Origin of the sequence: Sphingomonas lycopersici, from assembly GCF_026130605.1 — a bacterium.
GTDB lineage: Bacteria > Pseudomonadota > Alphaproteobacteria > Sphingomonadales > Sphingomonadaceae > Sphingomonas > Sphingomonas lycopersici.
This window is the reverse complement of sequence record NZ_JANFAU010000003.1, coordinates 600,445-618,113: the sequence shown is the minus strand read 5'-3', so window position 1 is coordinate 618,113 and position 17,669 is coordinate 600,445. Positions and strand designations below refer to the sequence as shown.

Sequence of the window (17,669 nt, the reverse complement as noted above, 5' to 3'; positions counted from 1 at the left end):
GCGGGGGATCACGATCTGCGCTGACAGAACAGACCTTGGGAACAGGCAGCGATCCCCCGATCAAGGATCGACCTCAGGCGAGGGACCAAAGCGCAGGGGTATCCTGCTGATCGCGGCCCTTCTTCTTGAACAGCCAAATGGAGCCCGTCGCCCGCCGTCTTCGGCGGGCGGTGGACGCGCCCATCGCCCGTTCAGCAATGAATGGAGAAACGAACATGCGTACGATCCTTGCAGGCACCGCTCTTCTGGCCGGCGTACTGGCCGCCGCGCCGGCGATGGCGCAGAATTTCAACGGGCCTTATGTCGGGGTTCAGGGCGGCTGGTCCGAGGAGATCGCCCGCAATCCGCGAACCGATCTCGGCGTCGCGCCGCTTGATGCGACGCGCGACTCGGCGACATTGGGCGTCTTCGCGGGCTATGATCACCAATATTCGGACAAGATCGTGGTCGGCGCCGAAGGGTCGTTCAACTTCAACACCAAGGACAATCTGCGCAGCTCCACTGCCGCGAGCGACGTGACGATCGATCCGAAATATTCGTTCGATATCACCGCGCGCGCCGGGTACCTCGTGACGCCCAAGACGCTCGTCTATGTCCGCGGCGGCTATGCCAACGAGCGCTTCCGCACGACCATCGCGCAAGCCGCGGGGAGCGCATCGGCCGCGCAGAACCGCGACGGGTGGCTGGTCGGCGCCGGGGTCGAGCGGATCATCATCCCGCACGTCTCGGGCCGCGTGGAATATCGCTATACCGATTTCAGCAAGGACGGCGGCCAATTCGATCGCCATCAGGTGCTCGCCGGCGTCGCTTATCGCTTCTAGGTCACCACAATATCCCGCGGACGGGGAGGAGCGCCGGCGGCGCTTCCTCCCCGAGCGACTGAAGGAGATCGATCTCGATCGTGCGGCACATCGCGGACAGCGGCACGTCGTGGACCGTGTTGGAGAAAGGATCGACCAGATCGTCGCCGATCCGAAGCACCGCGAGGAACATCAATCCCGCGACGGTCGAGCCGAGCGGGGTCGCGATACCGAGCGTTTCGACCAGCCCGACCGGCAGCAGCAGGCATAGCAGGTGGGTGAAGAAGGTCGGCACGAAGCGATATTGCGTCGGGAGCGGGGTATTTTTCAGCCGCTCCATCCCGCCTTGCGCATTGGCGATATCGACCAGGGTCGCTTCCAGCCGCGATTGCAGGATCGTGTCGATCCAGCCGTGGCGCCGCGCGTCGTCGATCCGGCGGCCGGTGCCGTCGAGCAATCCATTGGCGATATTCGCGCGGATCAGCGCCGGTTCGGCCTCGCCCTTCGACAGGAAGTGCAGCACCTCGTCATCGACCGGCTGGCGGCGTAGCTGGCAGCGCAACGCGTTCACATAAGCGAGCTGGCGCAGGACGATCCGTCGCCGCAGATCGTGCGCCTCGGCGATATTGAGGAAATTGCGGAGTTGCCGCGAGAGGTTGCGGGAGGCGTTGATCATCGCCCCCCATAAGACGCGGCCTTCCCACCAGCGCTGATAGGCAGAGTTGCTGCGGAACCCCAGGAACAGCGCCAGCGCCGAACCGAACAGCGTCAACGGCAGCGAGGGGGCGTGAAACGGCAGCACGAAATAGCCGACCGTGACGGCGACATCCCACACGAACAGCAGCGCGAGCGGGCGCCACACCTCCTCGACGAGCCGGCTGAGCCGGGGAACCGCGGCGACGATCATGGCGCGGGGAAACCGCGCGTCGCTTCGCGCGACTCAGCGCCAGGGCGCGGCGCGGTCAATCAAGCGCCCCGATCGTGCGGCGCCAGGCTATTGTATCGCGACAAAAGTCGGGTGGTGCGTCCGCGCTCATATCGTTCCCCGCTAGCAAGGCTCGCTAATTCATGACAGCGCGACGGCGATCGAGAAAGCCCGCAAATTCCGGAGCCGGTCGGGTGCCGATTTTATCCCGTCGGCGGCGGCGCTTAACCCTCCTTGACAAATAAACCGTCGGATTCGAAAAAAATCGAAAGTCGATGCGGACGACCGCGCCGCAAGGCCGTTGCGGTTCCACCGTGCGACGAGAAGCAAAAACATGAAAAGAGGTGCTGCGTGGGACGGCGAGAGGGTCTGAAGGCGATTGTCGTCGCGCTGGCGGTCTGCGTCGCGCCGGCTGGTCTCGCGCAGACGAGCAAAGCGCCGCCGCGCTATCTCGAGACCCCCGCCGGCGCGAAACCGCGCGTGGTGATCACCGCCGACCCCGAACTGGACGACAATAATTCGCTGATCCGCTATCTGCTCTACAGCACCGATTATCGCACCGAGGGGCTGATCTACGCCAGCAGCCAGTTCCACTGGAAGGGCGACGGAAAAGACACGAGATTGTCGGTGCCGGGGCGCGAATATACCCGTTTCGGGCTTCACATATGCCCGTGCACCTCGTGGCGTTGGGATCCGCACGAGCGGTTCATCGACGATGCGGTCGCCGCTTATACGGCCGCCTATCCCAATTTGCGGGTCCACGATCGCGACTATCCGTCGCCGACACTGCTCAAGTCGAAGATTCGCTGGGGCAATGTCGCGTTCGACGGCGAGATGGCCAAGGATACGCCGGGGTCGGACCTGATCAAGTCGCTGTTGCTCGATCGGGAGGAGGCGCCGATCTATCTGCACGCCTGGGGCGGGCAAAGCACGATCGCGCGCGCGCTCAAGTCGATCGAGGAGCAATATCAGGGCACGCCGCAATGGCCGGCGATCCGCGCCCAGGTGATCCGCAAGGCGGTGATCCACCCTTCCGGCGATCAGGACGACAGCTACGCTCATTATATCAAACCGCACTGGCCCGAGATCCGTTATCGCCAGCAGGCCGGCGGGGTGCCCTTGGGCTATAATGCGCAGGCAATGGTCAGCGAGGCGGACGCGGCCTATTTCACCCCCGCCTGGATGAGCGAGAATGTCGTCGAGCGCGGCCCGCTCGGCGCGCGCGAGCGCGTCTGGGGGGACGGCAAGCAGATGGTGAAGGGCGATATCTTCGATTATTTCGGGATCGCCGATACCCCGGTCGAGGACCTGCGCAAACAGGGCTATATCGTCTGGACGCCGCCGCACGCGAAAGGTGCGTTCCTCGGTGAGGGCGATACGCATACGTTCCTGAACCTGATCGACAACGGCCTGCGCGGCTATCGCGGCGACAGTTTCGGTGGCTGGGGCGGTTATGCGCGCAGCGGGCCGCCCGACGGCGGTTTCGGGCTGGCGATGGTGGAGGCTGCCGCCAACAGCCCCGACGGTTTGCGGCGGCCGATCGTGCGCGCGGCGACGCATCCGTTCCTCGCCGCCGCGCAGCGCGACTGGGCGGCGCGGTTCAAATGGGCGGTGACGCCGGTCTATGCGGGCGCCAACCACAATCCGGTGATCACGCTCGCTGGCCCGCACCAGCTGCGGGCGCGTGCGGGGCAGCGGATCGCCTTGTCGGTGCGGACGTCCGACCCTGACGGCGATGCGGTCTCGGTCAAATGGTGGATCTGGAAAGAGGCGGGGAGCTACAAGGGCGATATTGCGCTGGCCCCCGATGCCGGCGAGCGCGGCGGTTTCGCGGTGCCGGCCGATGCCGCGCCGGGCGATCAGATCCAGTTGATCGCGGAAGCGACCGACAATGGCGCCCCCGCGTTGACCCGTTACGAAAAGGTGGTGGTCACCGTCGTGCGGTGAGCTGGGCGCGGCGGCCGCGACGGGCCGCCACGCTCGGGCAGTCTATGCCCGCATCAGTTTGCGCAGGTCGGCGTGGGGATCGCTTTCTACGCGGCTTTGCAGATCGAAGATCATCGTCTGGCGCCGCGCAAGGTCGTAGCGCGGCCAGGCGGGGATCGCCGGCGATTGCGGGTCGCCTGTCCGCGCGAACGCGACCCACGCCGAATGCATCTGCGCGGACATCCGCGCGGGGGGATCGCCGGGGCCGACGAAATCGCGGATATTCTCGTATGTGCCGAACACATAGGACAGTTCGGTGGCATGCCCGGCCTTCAGCCGGCCGCCGAGCGTCGGCAGCTCGCGGTCCATGCGATACATCCACACCGGCGCCGGCTGCTTGAGCTTGCGCTCGACGAGCGTGATCGAATCGACCCAGAACATCCGGTTGCCGTTCATCGCAGTGATCAGGTCGCCGGGCGAATAGCCGGGATAGGCGGCGCGCAGCGCCGGGACGAGTTGCGCGGCCGTCTTGGGATAGGCCTTGCGCGCCGCCGCCTCGAGATCGCTCTCGGTCGCGCTCGCCAGCCCCTTGTCCCCCATCGCGAACATCGTGCCTTCGTCCTTGTTGGTGCCGATGATCAGCGGGATGTTCGCCGCCGTCGCCGCCGCTTCCGGAGTGAAGGGGCCGCGCGACAGCGCGTTGCCGTCGATGCTCGGGGTGAACCCGCCGGACAGAAAGCCGCCGCGATCGAGGCTGGCGACCTTGCCGATCGCGGTCTGCTGGCTGTCGAAGATCTTCTGCGCATCGATCGCCGCGAGCGCCGCGACGTCGCCCGGCTTCACTCCCAGGGTCTCGGTCAGGGCGCCGCCCAGCGCCTGGGCATAATCGCGCGGAGTGGCGTTGAGCGCAGCGCCGCTCTGGATGATCGCCTTGTGATAGAGACCGCGGGCGGGGGGCATGCCGAGCAACAGCGAGACCTTGGCGCCCCCGCCGCTTTCGCCGAAGATGGTGACGTTATCGGGATCGCCCCCGAACAGCGCGATATTGGCTTTCACCCATTTCAGCGCCTCGACGATATCGAGCATCCCCGCGATGCCAGAGGCGGCGTAATCCGGCCCCCAGCTTGCGGGGAGCTGCGTATAACCGAACACGTTGAGGCGGTGGTTGACCGAAACCAGCACGATACCGTCGCGCGCGAAATGATCGCCCCAATAGGTCGGCCGGCCCGCCGCCCCGGTCGAGAAGGCGCCGCCGTGCAGCCACACCATCACCGGCCGCTTGCCTTTCAGGTCCGGCGTCCAGACGTTGAGGAATAGGCAATCCTCGCTGTGCTTCTCGTCGAACGGCATGTCCCCCTGGCCGGGGCTTTGGATCGCGGCATTGCCGAACGCGGCGGCATCGGCGACCTCGGTCCACGGCGCGAGCGGCTGCGGCGGCCGGAAACGGAGCGGGCCGACGGGTGGGGCGGCATAGCGCAGGCCCTTGAACGCCTGTACTCCGCCCCATTCGAAACGCCCGCGCACCGGGCCGTTGACGGTGTTCACCACCGGCGTCGCCGCGCCGACATCGCCGGCATCGCTGCGGGTGGCGGTGAGCGCGCCGACTGCCGCGATCGATCCCAGCAGCACGCGCCGCGTGATGCGAGTTTCGTTCATCATCGAATACCCCTCCTGCACGCGGATTCCTGCCTGTCGTTTCCCGTCGTTCTATTTTTGATATGAAGATAATCGAAAGTAGTCAATTGCTATCCGTAGTTCGTGCCGCTATGAGGCGAAGCCGATCGTCGTGCTCGGGCGACAGATTCGTGCCGCAAATCGTGCGGGCGGATCAATCAGGAGAGGGGATAAATCAGTGAAAGAAATCGCAATGCGGCGTACCGCGCTCGGCACGGCAAGCGCGCTGGCGCTCATTCTCGGCTGGGCCGGTGCCGCCTCGGCGCAGACCGCGCCCGCGCAGGATGAACTGCCCGCCGCCAAGCCACAGGGCAGCCAAAGCGACGCCCCCGAAATCGTCGTCACCGGCACGCTGCTGCGCGGGATCGCGCCGGTCGGCACCAACGTGATCGGTGTATCGCGCGAGGATGTGACCGCAACGGGCGCGCAATCGTCTAACGATCTGCTCGCGACGATTCCGCAGGTAAGCAATTTCAACACGATCCCGACCGGGACGGCAGGGTTCGGCCAGCCGATCGTGCAGACCAATTTGCGCAACCTCGGCGCATCCGGCGGGACGACGACGCTCACCCTGATCAACGGCCATCGCGTCGTCGGGCAAGGCATCCTGCAGACCTATGTCGATCCGCAGATCATCCCCCCGGGCATGATCCAGCGCGTCGAGGTGATTCCCGACGGGGGCTCGTCGATCTACGGCTCCGATGCGATCGGCGGCGTGATCAATTTCATCACCCGCAAGCGCATGAACGGGATCGAGGCGAACGCGCGTTACGGCTTCGCCGCCGGATATAATACGTTCGATACCAACATCACCGCGGGCAAGGATTGGGGCTCCGGCTCGCTGATGGTGTCCTATGCTTATGCCTGGCACAATAATGTGCAGGGTTACGAGCGCGATTATGTCACCCAGGATTTCCGGGCGCACGGCGGCGCGGACAATCGCAGCTTCAACTGCACACCGGGCAATATCCAGATCGGATCGACCTTTTATCCGCTTCCCGGCAACACCGCGGGCGCGCCCAATCGCTGTAGCACCAACAGATATGCCGATATCTATCCGCGCGAGAACCGGCACACCGTGTTCGCGACGCTCGATCAGCAGCTCAGCAGCAGCATCTCGACCAATATCACCGCTTATTATTCGCGGCGCGAAACCAGCATCATGCAGGCGACGCTCGCCGGCAGCGGAACGATTACCAGCGCCAACCCCTATTTCCGGCCGATCGGCAGCGAGACCAGCCAGCGCGTGACGTTCGATTTCGCGCCGGTTTTCGGCAATGGCATCGCCAGCCCGGCGCGGTTCGATTCATGGGGCATCACGCCGACGTTCGACGCCGATCTCGGCGGCGGGTGGCATGTGCGCGGCCTCGCCAATTACGGCCACAGCTATAACGAGACGATCGAATATCAGGCCAACGCCGGCAATATCGCGAGCGCGCTGGCCGGCACCACTACCGCGACCGCGCTCAATCCCTATAACGTGGCGCAGACCAATGCCGCGGTGCTGACCGCGATCCGCGACGCACGCAATTTCTCCCAGGCGAAGCAGGATCTCGCCGAGGCGCGGCTCGTCGCGGACGGGAGGCTGCTGACCTTGCCTGGGGGCGACGTGAAACTGGCGGTGGGCGGCGAATATCATTTCGAGAAGATCGCGGCGAATATCGCGTTCGGCTCCGCCGCGGCGCCGTTCCGCAATTCGGCAACCGGTTCGCGCAACGTCGCCTCGGTCTTCGGCGAGGTCTTCGTGCCGATCTTCGGAGAAGCGAATGGGTTCGTCGGGGTCCGCGCGCTCGATCTGACCGGTTCGGTCCGCTATGATCATTACGACGATGTCGGCGGGACGACCAACCCCAAGATCGGCTTCAATTACAAGCCGATCGATGGGGTCACCATTCGCGGCAACTGGGGCACGTCGTTCCACGCGCCCAGCCTGGCGGATACGGTGGGTGCGGTCGATTCGCGCATCTCCTTTACCACCGGCGTCGGCTATACCGCGGGCGCGCCGCTGATCTGGATTTCCGGCGGCAGTTCGACGCTGAAGCCGGAAACCGCGCATACCTGGTCGTTGGGGGCGGACATCAACCCGTCCTTCTTCCCCGCGCTGACGGTGAGTGCGACCTATTACAACATCGATTTCACCAATATCATCAGCGTCAATGCCGGCGGTCTGGTCGGCGGATCGACCGCCTGGTACGGCGATCCGCAGAACGCGCCGTTCTTCATCCGCAATCCGACGATCGCGCAGGTGAACGCTTTTTCGGGCGGTTTGCGGCCGGACAACTTCCCGTCGCTGGGGTTCCTCTACGGCAATTTCGGCACGCCTTATGCGGTGCTCGATCTGCGGCGCTACAACCGCGGCCGGTTGTTGCAGGATGGCATCGATTTCAACGTCCGGCTGAATCAGGCGACCGGCTTCGGATCGATTAACGCCAGCTTCGGCGGCACCTATACGCTGCATCGCCGGTCCAGCCCGTCCAACAACGGCATCTATATCGAGCAGTTGGACAATGGCGTCAGCCGCTTCAGCTTCATCGCCGCGCTCGGCGCGGAGGCGGGGCCGGTCACCGGGCGGGTGCAGCTTAGCCATAGCGGCGGCTACCCGATCCAGTTCGACGCAACGCAAAATCACGTCGGGAATTTCGATACGGTCGATCTCTATTTCGCGCTCGACCTGGAGAAACTCGGCGTGCTCAAGGCGACCTCGCTGACGCTCAATGTCGACAATCTGTTCGATCAGAACCCGCCGTGGCGCAACGCGACCAATGGCTATGCCAATGGCTCGACGCTTGGCCGGCTGTTCCAATTCGGTATCCGCACCAAATTCTAGTGCTCCTCCCTTCCCGTGGGCACCATTTCCGGTGCCCACGGGACTTTTTTGTTCCCATCGCGCGAGAGATGAACATGAGCCAGATTTCGGGGTCGGTTCGCAAGATCTGCCACCTGCTCGCGGGCGTGGCGCTGGCGATCGGCGGCGCTGCCGCCGCCGCGGCGCCCGATCCCAAGCCGCGCGTGCTGGTGTTGACCGATATCGGCAACGAGCCCGACGATTCGGAATCGTTCGTCCGCCTTCTGCTCTATGCCAACGAATTCGACATCGAGGGGCTGGTGGCCGTCACCTCGACCTGGCAGCGCACCCGCGTCCAGCCGCAATTGCTGAACGAGCGGATCGACGGCTATGCGCAGGTGCTCGCCAATCTGCGGCGTCATGCGGACGGCTATCCGGCGCCGGCCGCGTTGAAGGCGGTGGTGCGCGCCGGGGTGGCCGACTATGGCATGCGCGCCGTCGGCGACGGCAAGGACACCGATGGATCGCGCCGCATCATCGAGGTGGTCGACCGGCCCGATCCACGCCCCATCTATATCCCGATGTGGGGCGGCGCGGCGGATCTGGCGCAGGCGCTATGGACCGTGCGCCGCACGCGCACGCCGGCGCAGGTGGATGCCTTCGTCGCCAAGATCCGCGCTTATTCGATTTCCGATCAGGACGATTGCGGCCCGTGGATTCGGCGGAATTTTCCCGACCTGTTCTGGATCGCGAGCGTCCACGGCTGGGGCCAATATGGCTTGGCGGCGTGGACCGGCATTTCCGGTGATCTGTTTCTCGAACAGAAATGGCCCGCCGCCGAGACGGTGACCAACGCCTGGCTGGAAACGCATATCCGCCGTGGCGCGCTGGGCCGGCTCTATCCGCCGCACGCTTTTATCATGGAGGGGGATACGCCCTCCTTCCTCGGGCTGATCCGCAACGGGCTGAACGATCCGGAGCATCCGGAATGGGGTGGCTGGGGCGGGCGTTACCTGCCGGTCTATGAGGGCGCTGGGCATCGCGCGGATGCGCAGGATCTCTACGCCGATCCGAGCGGCAAAAGCTGGATGAGCAGCCAGGCGACGATCTTCCGCTGGCGACCGGCATTCCAGAACGATTTCGTCGCGCGCATCGCCTGGACGCTGTCGCCCGAAGTGAAGCGCGCCAACCATAATCCGGAGGTGGTGCTGAACGGCGAGCGCGGGCTTGCGCCCGTCATGATATCGGTGAAGTCGGGGGCGACGGTTCGCCTGTCGGCGGCGGGAACCCGCGACCGCGACGGGGATCGACTTACCTATCGCTGGTGGCAATATGCCGAGCCCAGCGGCGCGCCCGGGATCCCCACGCCGAAGCTGGTGATCGCGGGTGCGGACACCCCGGAAGCGCAATTTTCGGTGCCCGCGTTCAAGATCGCCGCGGCCAATGTCCCGGTTCCCAGCACCCCGCTTGCCTATCATGTGATCCTCGAGGTCACCGATTCGGGCGAACCGGCGCTGACCAGTTATCGTCGGGCGATCATCAGCGTCCTTCCGTAGAGCATCGTCCATTTAATTGGATTGCCCTTGTGTCCCCGCGAAGGCGGGAGCCCAGACTGGGGCCCCGCCTTCGCCGGGGTGGATCACATTTCGTGCGCGGCGCCTAGACGGTCAGAACCGGCGTTCCTCGACGATTTTCAGGCCATAGCCTTCGAGGCCGATCAGATCGCGGTGGCCGCGCGTCAGCAGGACAATGTCGTGAATGCCGAGGTCGGCGAGCACCTGCGCGCCGATGCCATATTCGCGCAACTCGCCATCGGCCTCGCGCGGCCGGCTTCCGTTGTCGAGCAGGACCAGCACGCCCGCCTCTGCCTCGTCGATCGCGCGCATCGCGCGCTCGACGGCGTCGGCATAATCGCCCGTGCCGCCGAGAATGTCGGTCAACGGATCAGAGCGGTGCATCCGCACCAGCGTCGGCGCCGGCGAGACGAGGCGGCCCTTCACCAGCGCCAGGATCGCGGTGCCGTCGAGGCGGTTGCGATAGGTGATCGCCTTCCAGGCGCCGCCCCAGCGCGAGTCGAACGGCTCTTCGTCGATCCGCTCGACGAGATTGTCGTGGCGGCGGCGATAGGCAATCAGGTCGCGGATCGTCCCGATCCTGATGCCGTGCTTCGCGCCGAAGGCGACGAGATCGTCGAGCCGCGCCATCGTCCCGTCGTCGTTCATCACCTCGCAGATCACGCCGGACGGGTTGAGGCCGGCGAGCCGGGCGATGTCCACCGCCGCCTCGGTATGGCCGGCGCGCACCAGCACCCCGCCGTCACGCGCGATCAGCGGGAACATATGCCCCGGCGTGACGATCGCGTCGGCGCCATTGGCCGCGTCGATCGCCACCGCCACGGTCCGCGCGCGATCGGCGGCGGAAATGCCGGTGTCGATGCCGTGTCGCGCCTCGATCGACGCGGTGAAGGCGGTGCCGTGGCGCGTGCCGTTGTGGCGCACCATCGGCGCTAGCCCGAGCGCGCGGACGCGCGCTTCGGTGAGCGTCAGGCAGATCAGCCCGCGACCGTGCACCGCCATGAAGGCAATGGCCTGCGGCGTGCATAATTGCGCAGGAATGATCAGATCGCCCTCATTCTCGCGATCCTCGTCGTCGACCAGAATGACCATCCGGCCATTGCGGGCATCGTCGAGAATGTCTTCGACCGGGGAGATGACGGGCGAGCGGGGAGCGGTAACGATCATCGGAGAAGCCTTTAGAGAGGTGGTGTCGCTTGCAGGATGCTCGCGGTCCATTGGCGGTGAATGGCCTGCCGGCGGTCGTCGCGCATCGCGGGAACGAAGAGTTCGAGGTTGTCGGCAGCCGCGGGCCGTGCGGGCAGACCGAGCGCCTCGGCCGCCATCCGCGCCGCGCCCAGCGCGCTGAGCTCGGGGTCCGCGCGGCGTTCGACCGCGCGATCGAGCAGATCGGCAAGCAATTGCAGCAGGAAGGCGTTGCGCGTCGCTCCGCCGTCGACCGAGATCGCGGGCATCGTGATGCCCAGATCGGCCTCCATCGCGCGGCACAGGTCGACGATCTGCAGCGCGATCGCCTCGAATGCGGCGCGCGCGATATGCGCCGGGGTGGTGCCCAGCGTCATCCCCGCGATCAGCCCGCGCGCGCGATCCTGCCAATGCGGCGCGCCGAGTCCAGCAAGCGCCGGGACGACGACCACCCCGCCGCTGTCATCGACCGTCTCGGCAAGTGCGGACAGCGCGGCTTCGTCCGCCATCCCCAGCAGCCGCGCGACGAAGGCCGCGGTATGCCCCGAAACCGCGATATTGCCCTCGAGCGCATAATGCGCGCGATCCCCGCGGCTCCACGCGATCGTGCTCGAAAGGCCGTTGGCCGATTGCACCGGCCCGCCGGTGAGCGCCATGATCGACGATCCGGTGCCGATAGTTACCTTTGCGGCGCCAGGCTCGCGGATGCCGTGGCCGAACAGCGCGGCGTGCGAATCGCCCATCACGGCGTGGATCGGGATGCCGGCGGGCAGCGCGGTGCGCCCGGCCGCGACGGTGCCGAACAGGCTGTCGGAGGCGCGCAGGTCGGGCAGCAACGTCCTTGGCACGCCGAACAGCGCAAGCAGCGTCGCATCCCATTCGAGCGTACGCAGGTTGAGCAACTGGGTGCGCGCGGCATTGCCGTGATCGGTCGCATGGACCGTCCCGCCGGTCAGGTTCCACAGCAGCCAGCTATCCACCGTCCCGGCGCGCAATTCGCCGGCGGCGGCGCGATCGCGCGCGCCGGGGATCGCATCGAGCAGCCAGGCGAGTTTCGCCGCCGGGAACAGCGGGTCGAGCCCAAGGCCGGTGCGTTCCAGCACCATCGCCTCGTGCCCGGCGGCGCGCAATACGGCGCATCGATCCGACGAGCGACGGCATTGCCAACTGATCGCGGGGGCGAGCGGCCGGCCGGTCGCCGCATCCCACAGCACGATCGTCTCGCGCTGGTTGCTGATCGCGACCGCGGCGATCGTCGTGTCGGGCGCGCCGGTGACAAGCTCGTCGACGGCGGCGGCGACGCTCGCCCATATGGCATCGGCCGATTGCTCGCTCCACCCCGGCTGCGGATGCGTCAGCGTCATCGGGCGGCTGGCGCGCGCGCGGATCGCGCCGTCGGGGGAGACCAGCAGCGCCTTGGTGTTGGTCGTCCCTTGATCGATCGCCAGGATCGCCGGCTGAGGCATCAGCCCCGCTTTCGGGCGGCGAGTTCCCGTGCGGCGTCGGCGATTCCCGGCGCGGTGAGATGGGCGCGTTCCATCAGCCATTCGGCCGAGCCGGTCGGCTGGAACCCGTCGAAACCGAGGATGCGCATCGGCACCGGATGCCGCGTCGCGACGATTTCCGCAACCGCCCCGCCGAGCCCGCCGCGCACGACATGCTCCTCCGCGGTGACGATCGCGCCCGTCTCGCGCGCCGCGGCGAGCACCGCGTCCTCGTCGAGCGGCGCGATCGTCGCCATGTTGACGACGCGCGCCGTGACGCCTTCGTCGGCTAGCGTCGCCGCGGCATCGAGCGCGCGATGCACCAACGTGCCGGTGGCGATGATCGTGAGGTCGCTGCCGTCGCGCAACGTTTCCGCCCTGCCGATCGCGAACGGCGCGGGATGCTCGATCCCCGGCACGGGCATGCGGCTGATGCGGATGAACACCGGCCCCTGGTGCGCGGCGGCAGCGCGGATCGCGGCGGCCGTCTCGGCCGGATCGGACGGCACGATCACGACAAGATCGCGCATCGCGCGCAGCCAGGCGAGATCCTCGATCGAATGATGCGTCGCGCCCAATTCGCCATAGGCCACCCCGCTGGAGATGCCGCACAGCTTCACATTGGCGTTGCTGTAGACGAGATCGGCCTTGATCTGCTCCAGCGCCCGCGCGGTAAGGAAGCAGGCGGCGCCGCTGACGAAGGGGATCTTGCCGCCATTGGCGAGCCCCGCGCCGACCCCGACCAGATTCTGCTCGGCGATGCCGACATTGATCAGCCGATCGGGGAACAGGTTGCGGAATTTGCCGAGTTTGCTCGATCCGACGCTGTCGTTGACCACCGCGACGATCCGCGGATCGTCCGCCGCGAGCGCCTCCACCGCGCGCACATAAGCGTCGCGGCAATCGAACATGCCGGTGGCGGCGGGTGCGGCGGCGCTCATGCCTCTTCCTTCGACGCCAGTTCGGCGAGCGCCTGCGCGAATTGCGCCGCATCGGGCACGCCGTGGTGCCAGTTCACCTGATCCTGCATGAACGAGATTCCGTAACCCTTCAGCGTGTTGGCGATCACGCAGCGCGGCCGATCGCGCGGCGGCGCGCCTAAAGTATCGAGCAGCGCGGCATGATCGTGGCCGTCCACCTCCACGACCTCCCAGCCGAAGGCGCGCCACTTGTCCGCCAGCGGCTCGAGCGCATTGGTATCCTCGGTGCGCGCGCCCTGTTGCAGGCGGTTGCGATCGACGATCGCGGTGAGGTTGCCGAGCTTGCGGTGGCCGGCGAACATCGCCGCTTCCCACATGCTTCCCTCCTGCAGCTCACCGTCGCCGGTGAGCACGAAGGTGCGATAGTCGGCGCCGTCGATCTGCCCTGCCACCGCGATCCCCACGGCGACGGGAAGGCCGTGGCCGAGCGGCCCGGTGTTGGTCTCGACCCCCGGCAGATAGGTGCGATTGGGATGCCCGTTGAGCCGCGAATTGGGCTGGAGATAGGTTGACAGTTCCTGCTCCGGAAAGAAGCCCGCGCCGGCCAGCGCCGTATAGAGCGCCCCGGTGCAATGGCCCTTGCTCATGACGAACCGGTCGCGCGTAGGATCGTCCGGGCGCGCAGGATCGTAACGCATCACCCCGAAATAGAGCGCGGCGAGCACGTCGGTGGCGGACATGTCCCCACCGGGGTGCCCCTGCCGGGCGTCGAACACCATTTGAAGGCTGCGTCGCCGCATCCAGTTTGCGCGGGCACGGACCACGCCGACGCGCACTTCGGCGTCATTCGGCCCGGCGATTGGATTCTGTAGCAATTCGCCCTCCTGATGCGGCGACCGTTAACCGGATCGCTGCGCAGCTACAAGCAAAACTTTCGATTATCTTCGTTTCGCGCTTCGTATTGCCCTTACCGCAATAGACGAAAAGCGCCGGGCCCGCGCTAAGATCGTTTGACATCGCGGATTTCTGAAGCCAATCCGTGTATCGGAAAATGAAAGTTACCGAAGCTAATGCGCCATTGTGCGCTTCGGGAGGGGCTTTGAATCGCATTGCACGCTCATGCCGGTCGGGTTGCGCGATCTCGCTTGCCGCGCTGCTTGGCGCGCCGCTGTTGAGCGGGTGCAAGGTGATGACGATTCAGGAGGACGCCGCCTTGCGCGCGCGCCGCGCGGCGAATTTCGATGCGGCGCATTATGTCGATGAAATCTGGGCGAAGAAGGCGGTGCCGACGATCGAGCGCCGCGCCGTGCCGGCGGACAAGCTGGTGCGCGCGATCGATACGGGGCTTGATCGCGCCGGAGACGATTATGGCCGGCGCGTCGGCGAAGGATCGGCCTGGACCTTCGTGATCAGCGGCACGGGCGTGGTGACCGCTATCGATACGACCTCGCGGCGCGGGAGTGCGGACGTTGCCTTGTCCGGCGGGGCGGCGGGCCGCGTCGTCCGGCTTCAGATCGGCCCGATCGTCTCGGGCACCGCGATTCGCGACGCACTGCCGTTCGTTTCGTTCAACGATTTCGCCGATCAGCTCGCTTTCGCCGATGTCGGCCGCGCGCTGACGAAGCGTTCGCTCGACAATCTGCGCCCGGTGCTGGCTCGATTGCGGCCGGGCGCGTCGATCCGCTTCACCGGCGTCGCCAATGTTCGCGCGCCGGGCGAGCCGCTGACGGTGACCCCGGTCGCGATCAGCGCCGGCGGGGTGAGCTGACCGATCATGTCGCTCCTCTCGTCTATCAAAGTCCCGCTTCGCGCCGAGGGCGTCGCCAAATCCTATGGCGCGACGCGGGCGTTGCGCGGGGTCGACTTCGATGTCGTGGCGGGCGCGGTGAACGTACTGATCGGCGAGAATGGCGCGGGCAAATCGACGCTGATGCGGATTCTCGCCGGCGTCGAGCGCCCGGACGAGGGCCGGCTGCTGCTCGATGGCGAGGCCGTATCCTTCCTGTCGGTGCGCGATGCCGCCCGGCGCGGGATCGGCATCGTCTTTCAGGAACTCAATCTCTGCCCGAACCTGTCGGTGACCGAGAATATTTTCCTCGGACGGAGCGTCTCCGCCGGCCTCGGGATCGACAAGAAGCGCGAGCACGACCGCGCCGCCGCCGTGCTCGCGCGCCTCGGCGCGGCGATCGACCCGGATGCGTTGGTCGGCGACCTGCGGATCGGCCAACAGCAGATCGTCGAGATCGCGCGCGCGCTCGCGGAGGACGCACGCATCCTGATCCTCGACGAGCCAACCTCTGCGTTGAGCGACAGCGAGGTGGCGACGCTGTTCGAGGTGATCGCCGAGCTGAAACGCGACGGCGTCGGCATCGTCTATATCTCGCACCGGCTCGAGGAGCTGATGCGGATCGGCGATTTCATCACCGTGATGCGCGACGGCGCATTGGTCGCCTCAGTGCCGGTGGCCGAGGCGTCGGTGCCGTGGATCGTCGAGCAGATGCTGGGCGAGACCGGCGGGCTCGACGTCCGCTCGGCCGCGAATACGCCAGGCGCACCGGTGCTGGAGATCGAGCACGCCACGGTGCGACGCCCCGACGGCATGGCCTTGGTCGACGACGTGTCGCTGACGCTGCGCGCGGGGGAAATCGTGGCGATCTACGGCCTGCTCGGCGCCGGGCGCACCGAATTGCTCGAACATATCTGCGGCGCGCGGCGCGGGGAGGGGACGATCCGGCTCAATGGCGAACGGATCGAGCGGCTGTCGATCGCCGCGCGGATCGAGCGCCGGCTGCTGCTGGTGCCGGAGGATCGCCAGCGCGAGGGGCTGTTCCCCAATCTCCAGGTCGGGGGCAACCTCGCCATGTCGTTCCTCGATCAGCTGGCGCCGCGCGGGTTGATCTCGCGCCTGTCCGAAAACCGTGCGGTCGCCGCGATGATCGGGCGGCTGGGAATCAAGGCGCGGTCGGGGGCGACGCTGATCGGGGCGCTGTCGGGTGGCAACCAGCAGAAAGTGGTGATCGGCCGCTGCCTGATGCGCGATCCCGTCGCGATCCTGCTCGACGAGCCGAGCCGGGGGATCGATGTGGGCGCGCGCGCGGAGGTGTTCGCGACGATGCGCACGCTCTCCGCGGAGGGGCTCGCGATCCTGTTCACCACCTCCGACCTGTTCGAGGCGCTGACCATCGCCGATCGCGTCGTCGTGATGGCGGCCGGGCGCGTGACGGCGGACCTGCCGGCCGATGTGGCCGACCAGACCGGCCTCGTCCGGGCCGCGAACGGCATTCCTCTCCGCCCGCCGGCGATCGCCGCGCACGGGGCGATTTGAAGGCGATCATGGCAACCAATATTTCCTCCGCCGCTGTCGATGGCCGGGCCGATGCGAAGGATGGCGGCGTGGCGCTTCTCGCGTTGCTGATCCGTCTGCGGGCTTTGGTCGCGCTATTCGTCGTTTTCGGATTCTTTGCGGTGCTTGCGCCCAATTTCCTGTCGCTCGGCAGCATGTTGATCATGGCCAAGCATATCGCGATCATCGCGGTGCTGGGCATCGGGATGACCTATGTGATCCTGACGGGTGGGATCGATCTGTCGGTCGGTTCGATCGCCGGCTTGTCGGGGATGGTGGCGGGTGCGCTGATCCTCAACGGGCTGACGGTGGCGCCTCTCGGTTGGGTGATCTATCCCTCGGTGCCGCTGGTGCTGCTGATCGCGCTGGCGCTCGGCGGGTTGATCGGGCTGGCTAATGGCGTGCTGGTGACGCGCTTCGGCGTCGCACCGTTTATTGCCACGCTCGGCATGCTCTATGTCGCCCGTGGTGCGGGGCTGTTGCTGTCGAACGGCACGACCTTCCCCAATCTCGTCGGCAGCGCGGATTACGGCAATCAGGGTTTCCCCTTGCTCGGCGCGAGCCGCGTACTCGGCGTACCGCTGCCGGTGCTGATCGTTGTCGCGCTCGCGCTCGCCGCAGCGCTCGTTGCGGCGCGTACGCCGTTCGGGCGGCATGTCTATGCGGTCGGCGGCAATGCGCGCGCGGCATTGCTGTCGGGGGTGCGCGTCGCGCGGGTCAAGATCGCGGTCTATGTGATTTCGGGCATTTGTGCCGCGCTGGTCGGCCTGATCGTCGCATCGGACCTTGTCTCGGCGCATCCGGCGAGCGGCGAGACCTTCGAATTGAGCGCGATCGCGGCGGTGGTGCTGGGCGGCGCGTCGCTCGCCGGGGGGCGCGGCACGATCGGCGGCACGATCATCGGCGCATGCGTGATCGGCACGCTCGGCGACGGCATGGTGATGATGGGCGTCAGCGAATTCTGGCAAATGGTGATCAAAGGTACGGTAATCGTTGCAGCCGTGGTACTCGACCAGCTTCAAGGCCGATTTGTCGGCACGAAGGACTGAGGGC

13 protein-coding genes are annotated in these 17,669 nt (G+C 66.5%); 7 read left to right on the top strand and 6 right to left on the bottom strand.

Annotation, left to right across the window (positions count from 1 at the left end; translation table 11 throughout):
- Positions 1-215: 215 nt before the first annotated feature.
- Positions 216-821, top strand: a complete 606-nt coding sequence (locus NED98_RS09475) for an outer membrane protein (protein ID WP_265312799.1) — start codon at positions 216-218, stop codon at positions 819-821.
- A 1-nt stretch (position 822) separates the two neighbouring features.
- Here the strand turns inward: NED98_RS09475 and NED98_RS09470 are convergent, their stop codons facing one another.
- Positions 823-1,707 carry a bestrophin family protein gene (locus NED98_RS09470; protein WP_265312798.1) on the bottom strand — a complete coding sequence of 295 codons (885 nt, stop codon included), beginning with the start codon at positions 1,705-1,707 and terminating at the stop codon, positions 823-825.
- Between the two features lie 369 nt (positions 1,708-2,076).
- On the opposite strand from NED98_RS09470, the gene NED98_RS09465 reads away from it, so the two are divergent.
- The gene (locus NED98_RS09465) at positions 2,077-3,672 is read left to right on the top strand and encodes a DUF1593 domain-containing protein (protein ID WP_265312797.1); all 1,596 of its coding nucleotides are present in this window, start codon (positions 2,077-2,079) and stop codon (positions 3,670-3,672) included.
- A gap of 42 nt (positions 3,673-3,714) precedes the next feature.
- Here NED98_RS09465 and NED98_RS09460 read toward each other — a convergent pair whose 3' ends face one another.
- Complete coding sequence (locus NED98_RS09460; RefSeq protein WP_265312796.1) at positions 3,715-5,310, bottom strand: carboxylesterase/lipase family protein; 1,596 nt, start codon at positions 5,308-5,310, stop codon at positions 3,715-3,717.
- 208 nt (positions 5,311-5,518) lie between these two features.
- Here NED98_RS09460 and NED98_RS09455 point away from each other — a divergent pair, with 208 nt between their 5' ends.
- Both NED98_RS09455 and NED98_RS09450 read left to right on the top strand, forming a co-directional pair.
- Complete coding sequence (locus tag NED98_RS09455; RefSeq protein ID WP_265312795.1) at positions 5,519-8,152, top strand: TonB-dependent receptor plug domain-containing protein; 2,634 nt, start codon at positions 5,519-5,521, stop codon at positions 8,150-8,152.
- 74 nt (positions 8,153-8,226) lie between these two features.
- The gene (locus tag NED98_RS09450) at positions 8,227-9,666 is read left to right on the top strand and encodes a DUF1593 domain-containing protein (protein WP_265312794.1); all 1,440 of its coding nucleotides are present in this window, start codon (positions 8,227-8,229) and stop codon (positions 9,664-9,666) included.
- 111 nt (positions 9,667-9,777) lie between these two features.
- Here NED98_RS09450 and ribB read toward each other — a convergent pair whose 3' ends face one another.
- Genes ribB through NED98_RS09430 form a run of 4 tightly spaced genes read right to left on the bottom strand, consistent with a single transcriptional unit; the run spans position 9,778 to position 14,148 of the window.
- The gene (gene ribB / locus NED98_RS09445) at positions 9,778-10,851 is read right to left on the bottom strand and encodes a 3,4-dihydroxy-2-butanone-4-phosphate synthase (RefSeq protein WP_265312793.1); all 1,074 of its coding nucleotides are present in this window, start codon (positions 10,849-10,851) and stop codon (positions 9,778-9,780) included.
- 11 nt (positions 10,852-10,862) lie between these two features.
- Positions 10,863-12,335: an FGGY family carbohydrate kinase gene (locus NED98_RS09440; RefSeq protein ID WP_265312792.1), complete on the bottom strand. Its 1,473-nt coding sequence runs from the start codon at positions 12,333-12,335 to the stop codon at positions 10,863-10,865.
- On the bottom strand, positions 12,335-13,294 hold the full coding sequence (locus tag NED98_RS09435) for a transketolase family protein (protein WP_265312791.1): 960 nt from the start codon (positions 13,292-13,294) through the stop codon (positions 12,335-12,337). The genes NED98_RS09440 and NED98_RS09435 overlap by 1 nt, the downstream gene beginning before the upstream one ends.
- Positions 13,291-14,148 (bottom strand): transketolase, encoded by an 858-nt coding sequence (locus tag NED98_RS09430; RefSeq protein WP_265312790.1) that lies wholly within the window; start codon positions 14,146-14,148, stop codon positions 13,291-13,293. The genes NED98_RS09435 and NED98_RS09430 overlap by 4 nt, the downstream gene beginning before the upstream one ends.
- A 224-nt stretch (positions 14,149-14,372) precedes the next feature.
- Between NED98_RS09430 and NED98_RS09425 the strand changes: the two genes are divergently transcribed.
- From NED98_RS09425 to NED98_RS09415, 3 genes are all read left to right on the top strand, one after another.
- Positions 14,373-15,041, top strand: coding sequence for a DUF2291 family protein (locus NED98_RS09425; protein ID WP_265312789.1), 669 nt, complete (start codon positions 14,373-14,375; stop codon positions 15,039-15,041).
- 6 nt (positions 15,042-15,047) lie between these two features.
- Positions 15,048-16,598, top strand: a complete 1,551-nt coding sequence (locus NED98_RS09420; RefSeq protein ID WP_265312788.1) for a sugar ABC transporter ATP-binding protein — start codon at positions 15,048-15,050, stop codon at positions 16,596-16,598.
- Between the two features lie 68 nt (positions 16,599-16,666).
- On the top strand, positions 16,667-17,665 hold the full coding sequence (locus NED98_RS09415) for an ABC transporter permease (protein ID WP_265312787.1): 999 nt from the start codon (positions 16,667-16,669) through the stop codon (positions 17,663-17,665).
- The last annotated feature ends 4 nt before the right edge of the window (positions 17,666-17,669 follow it).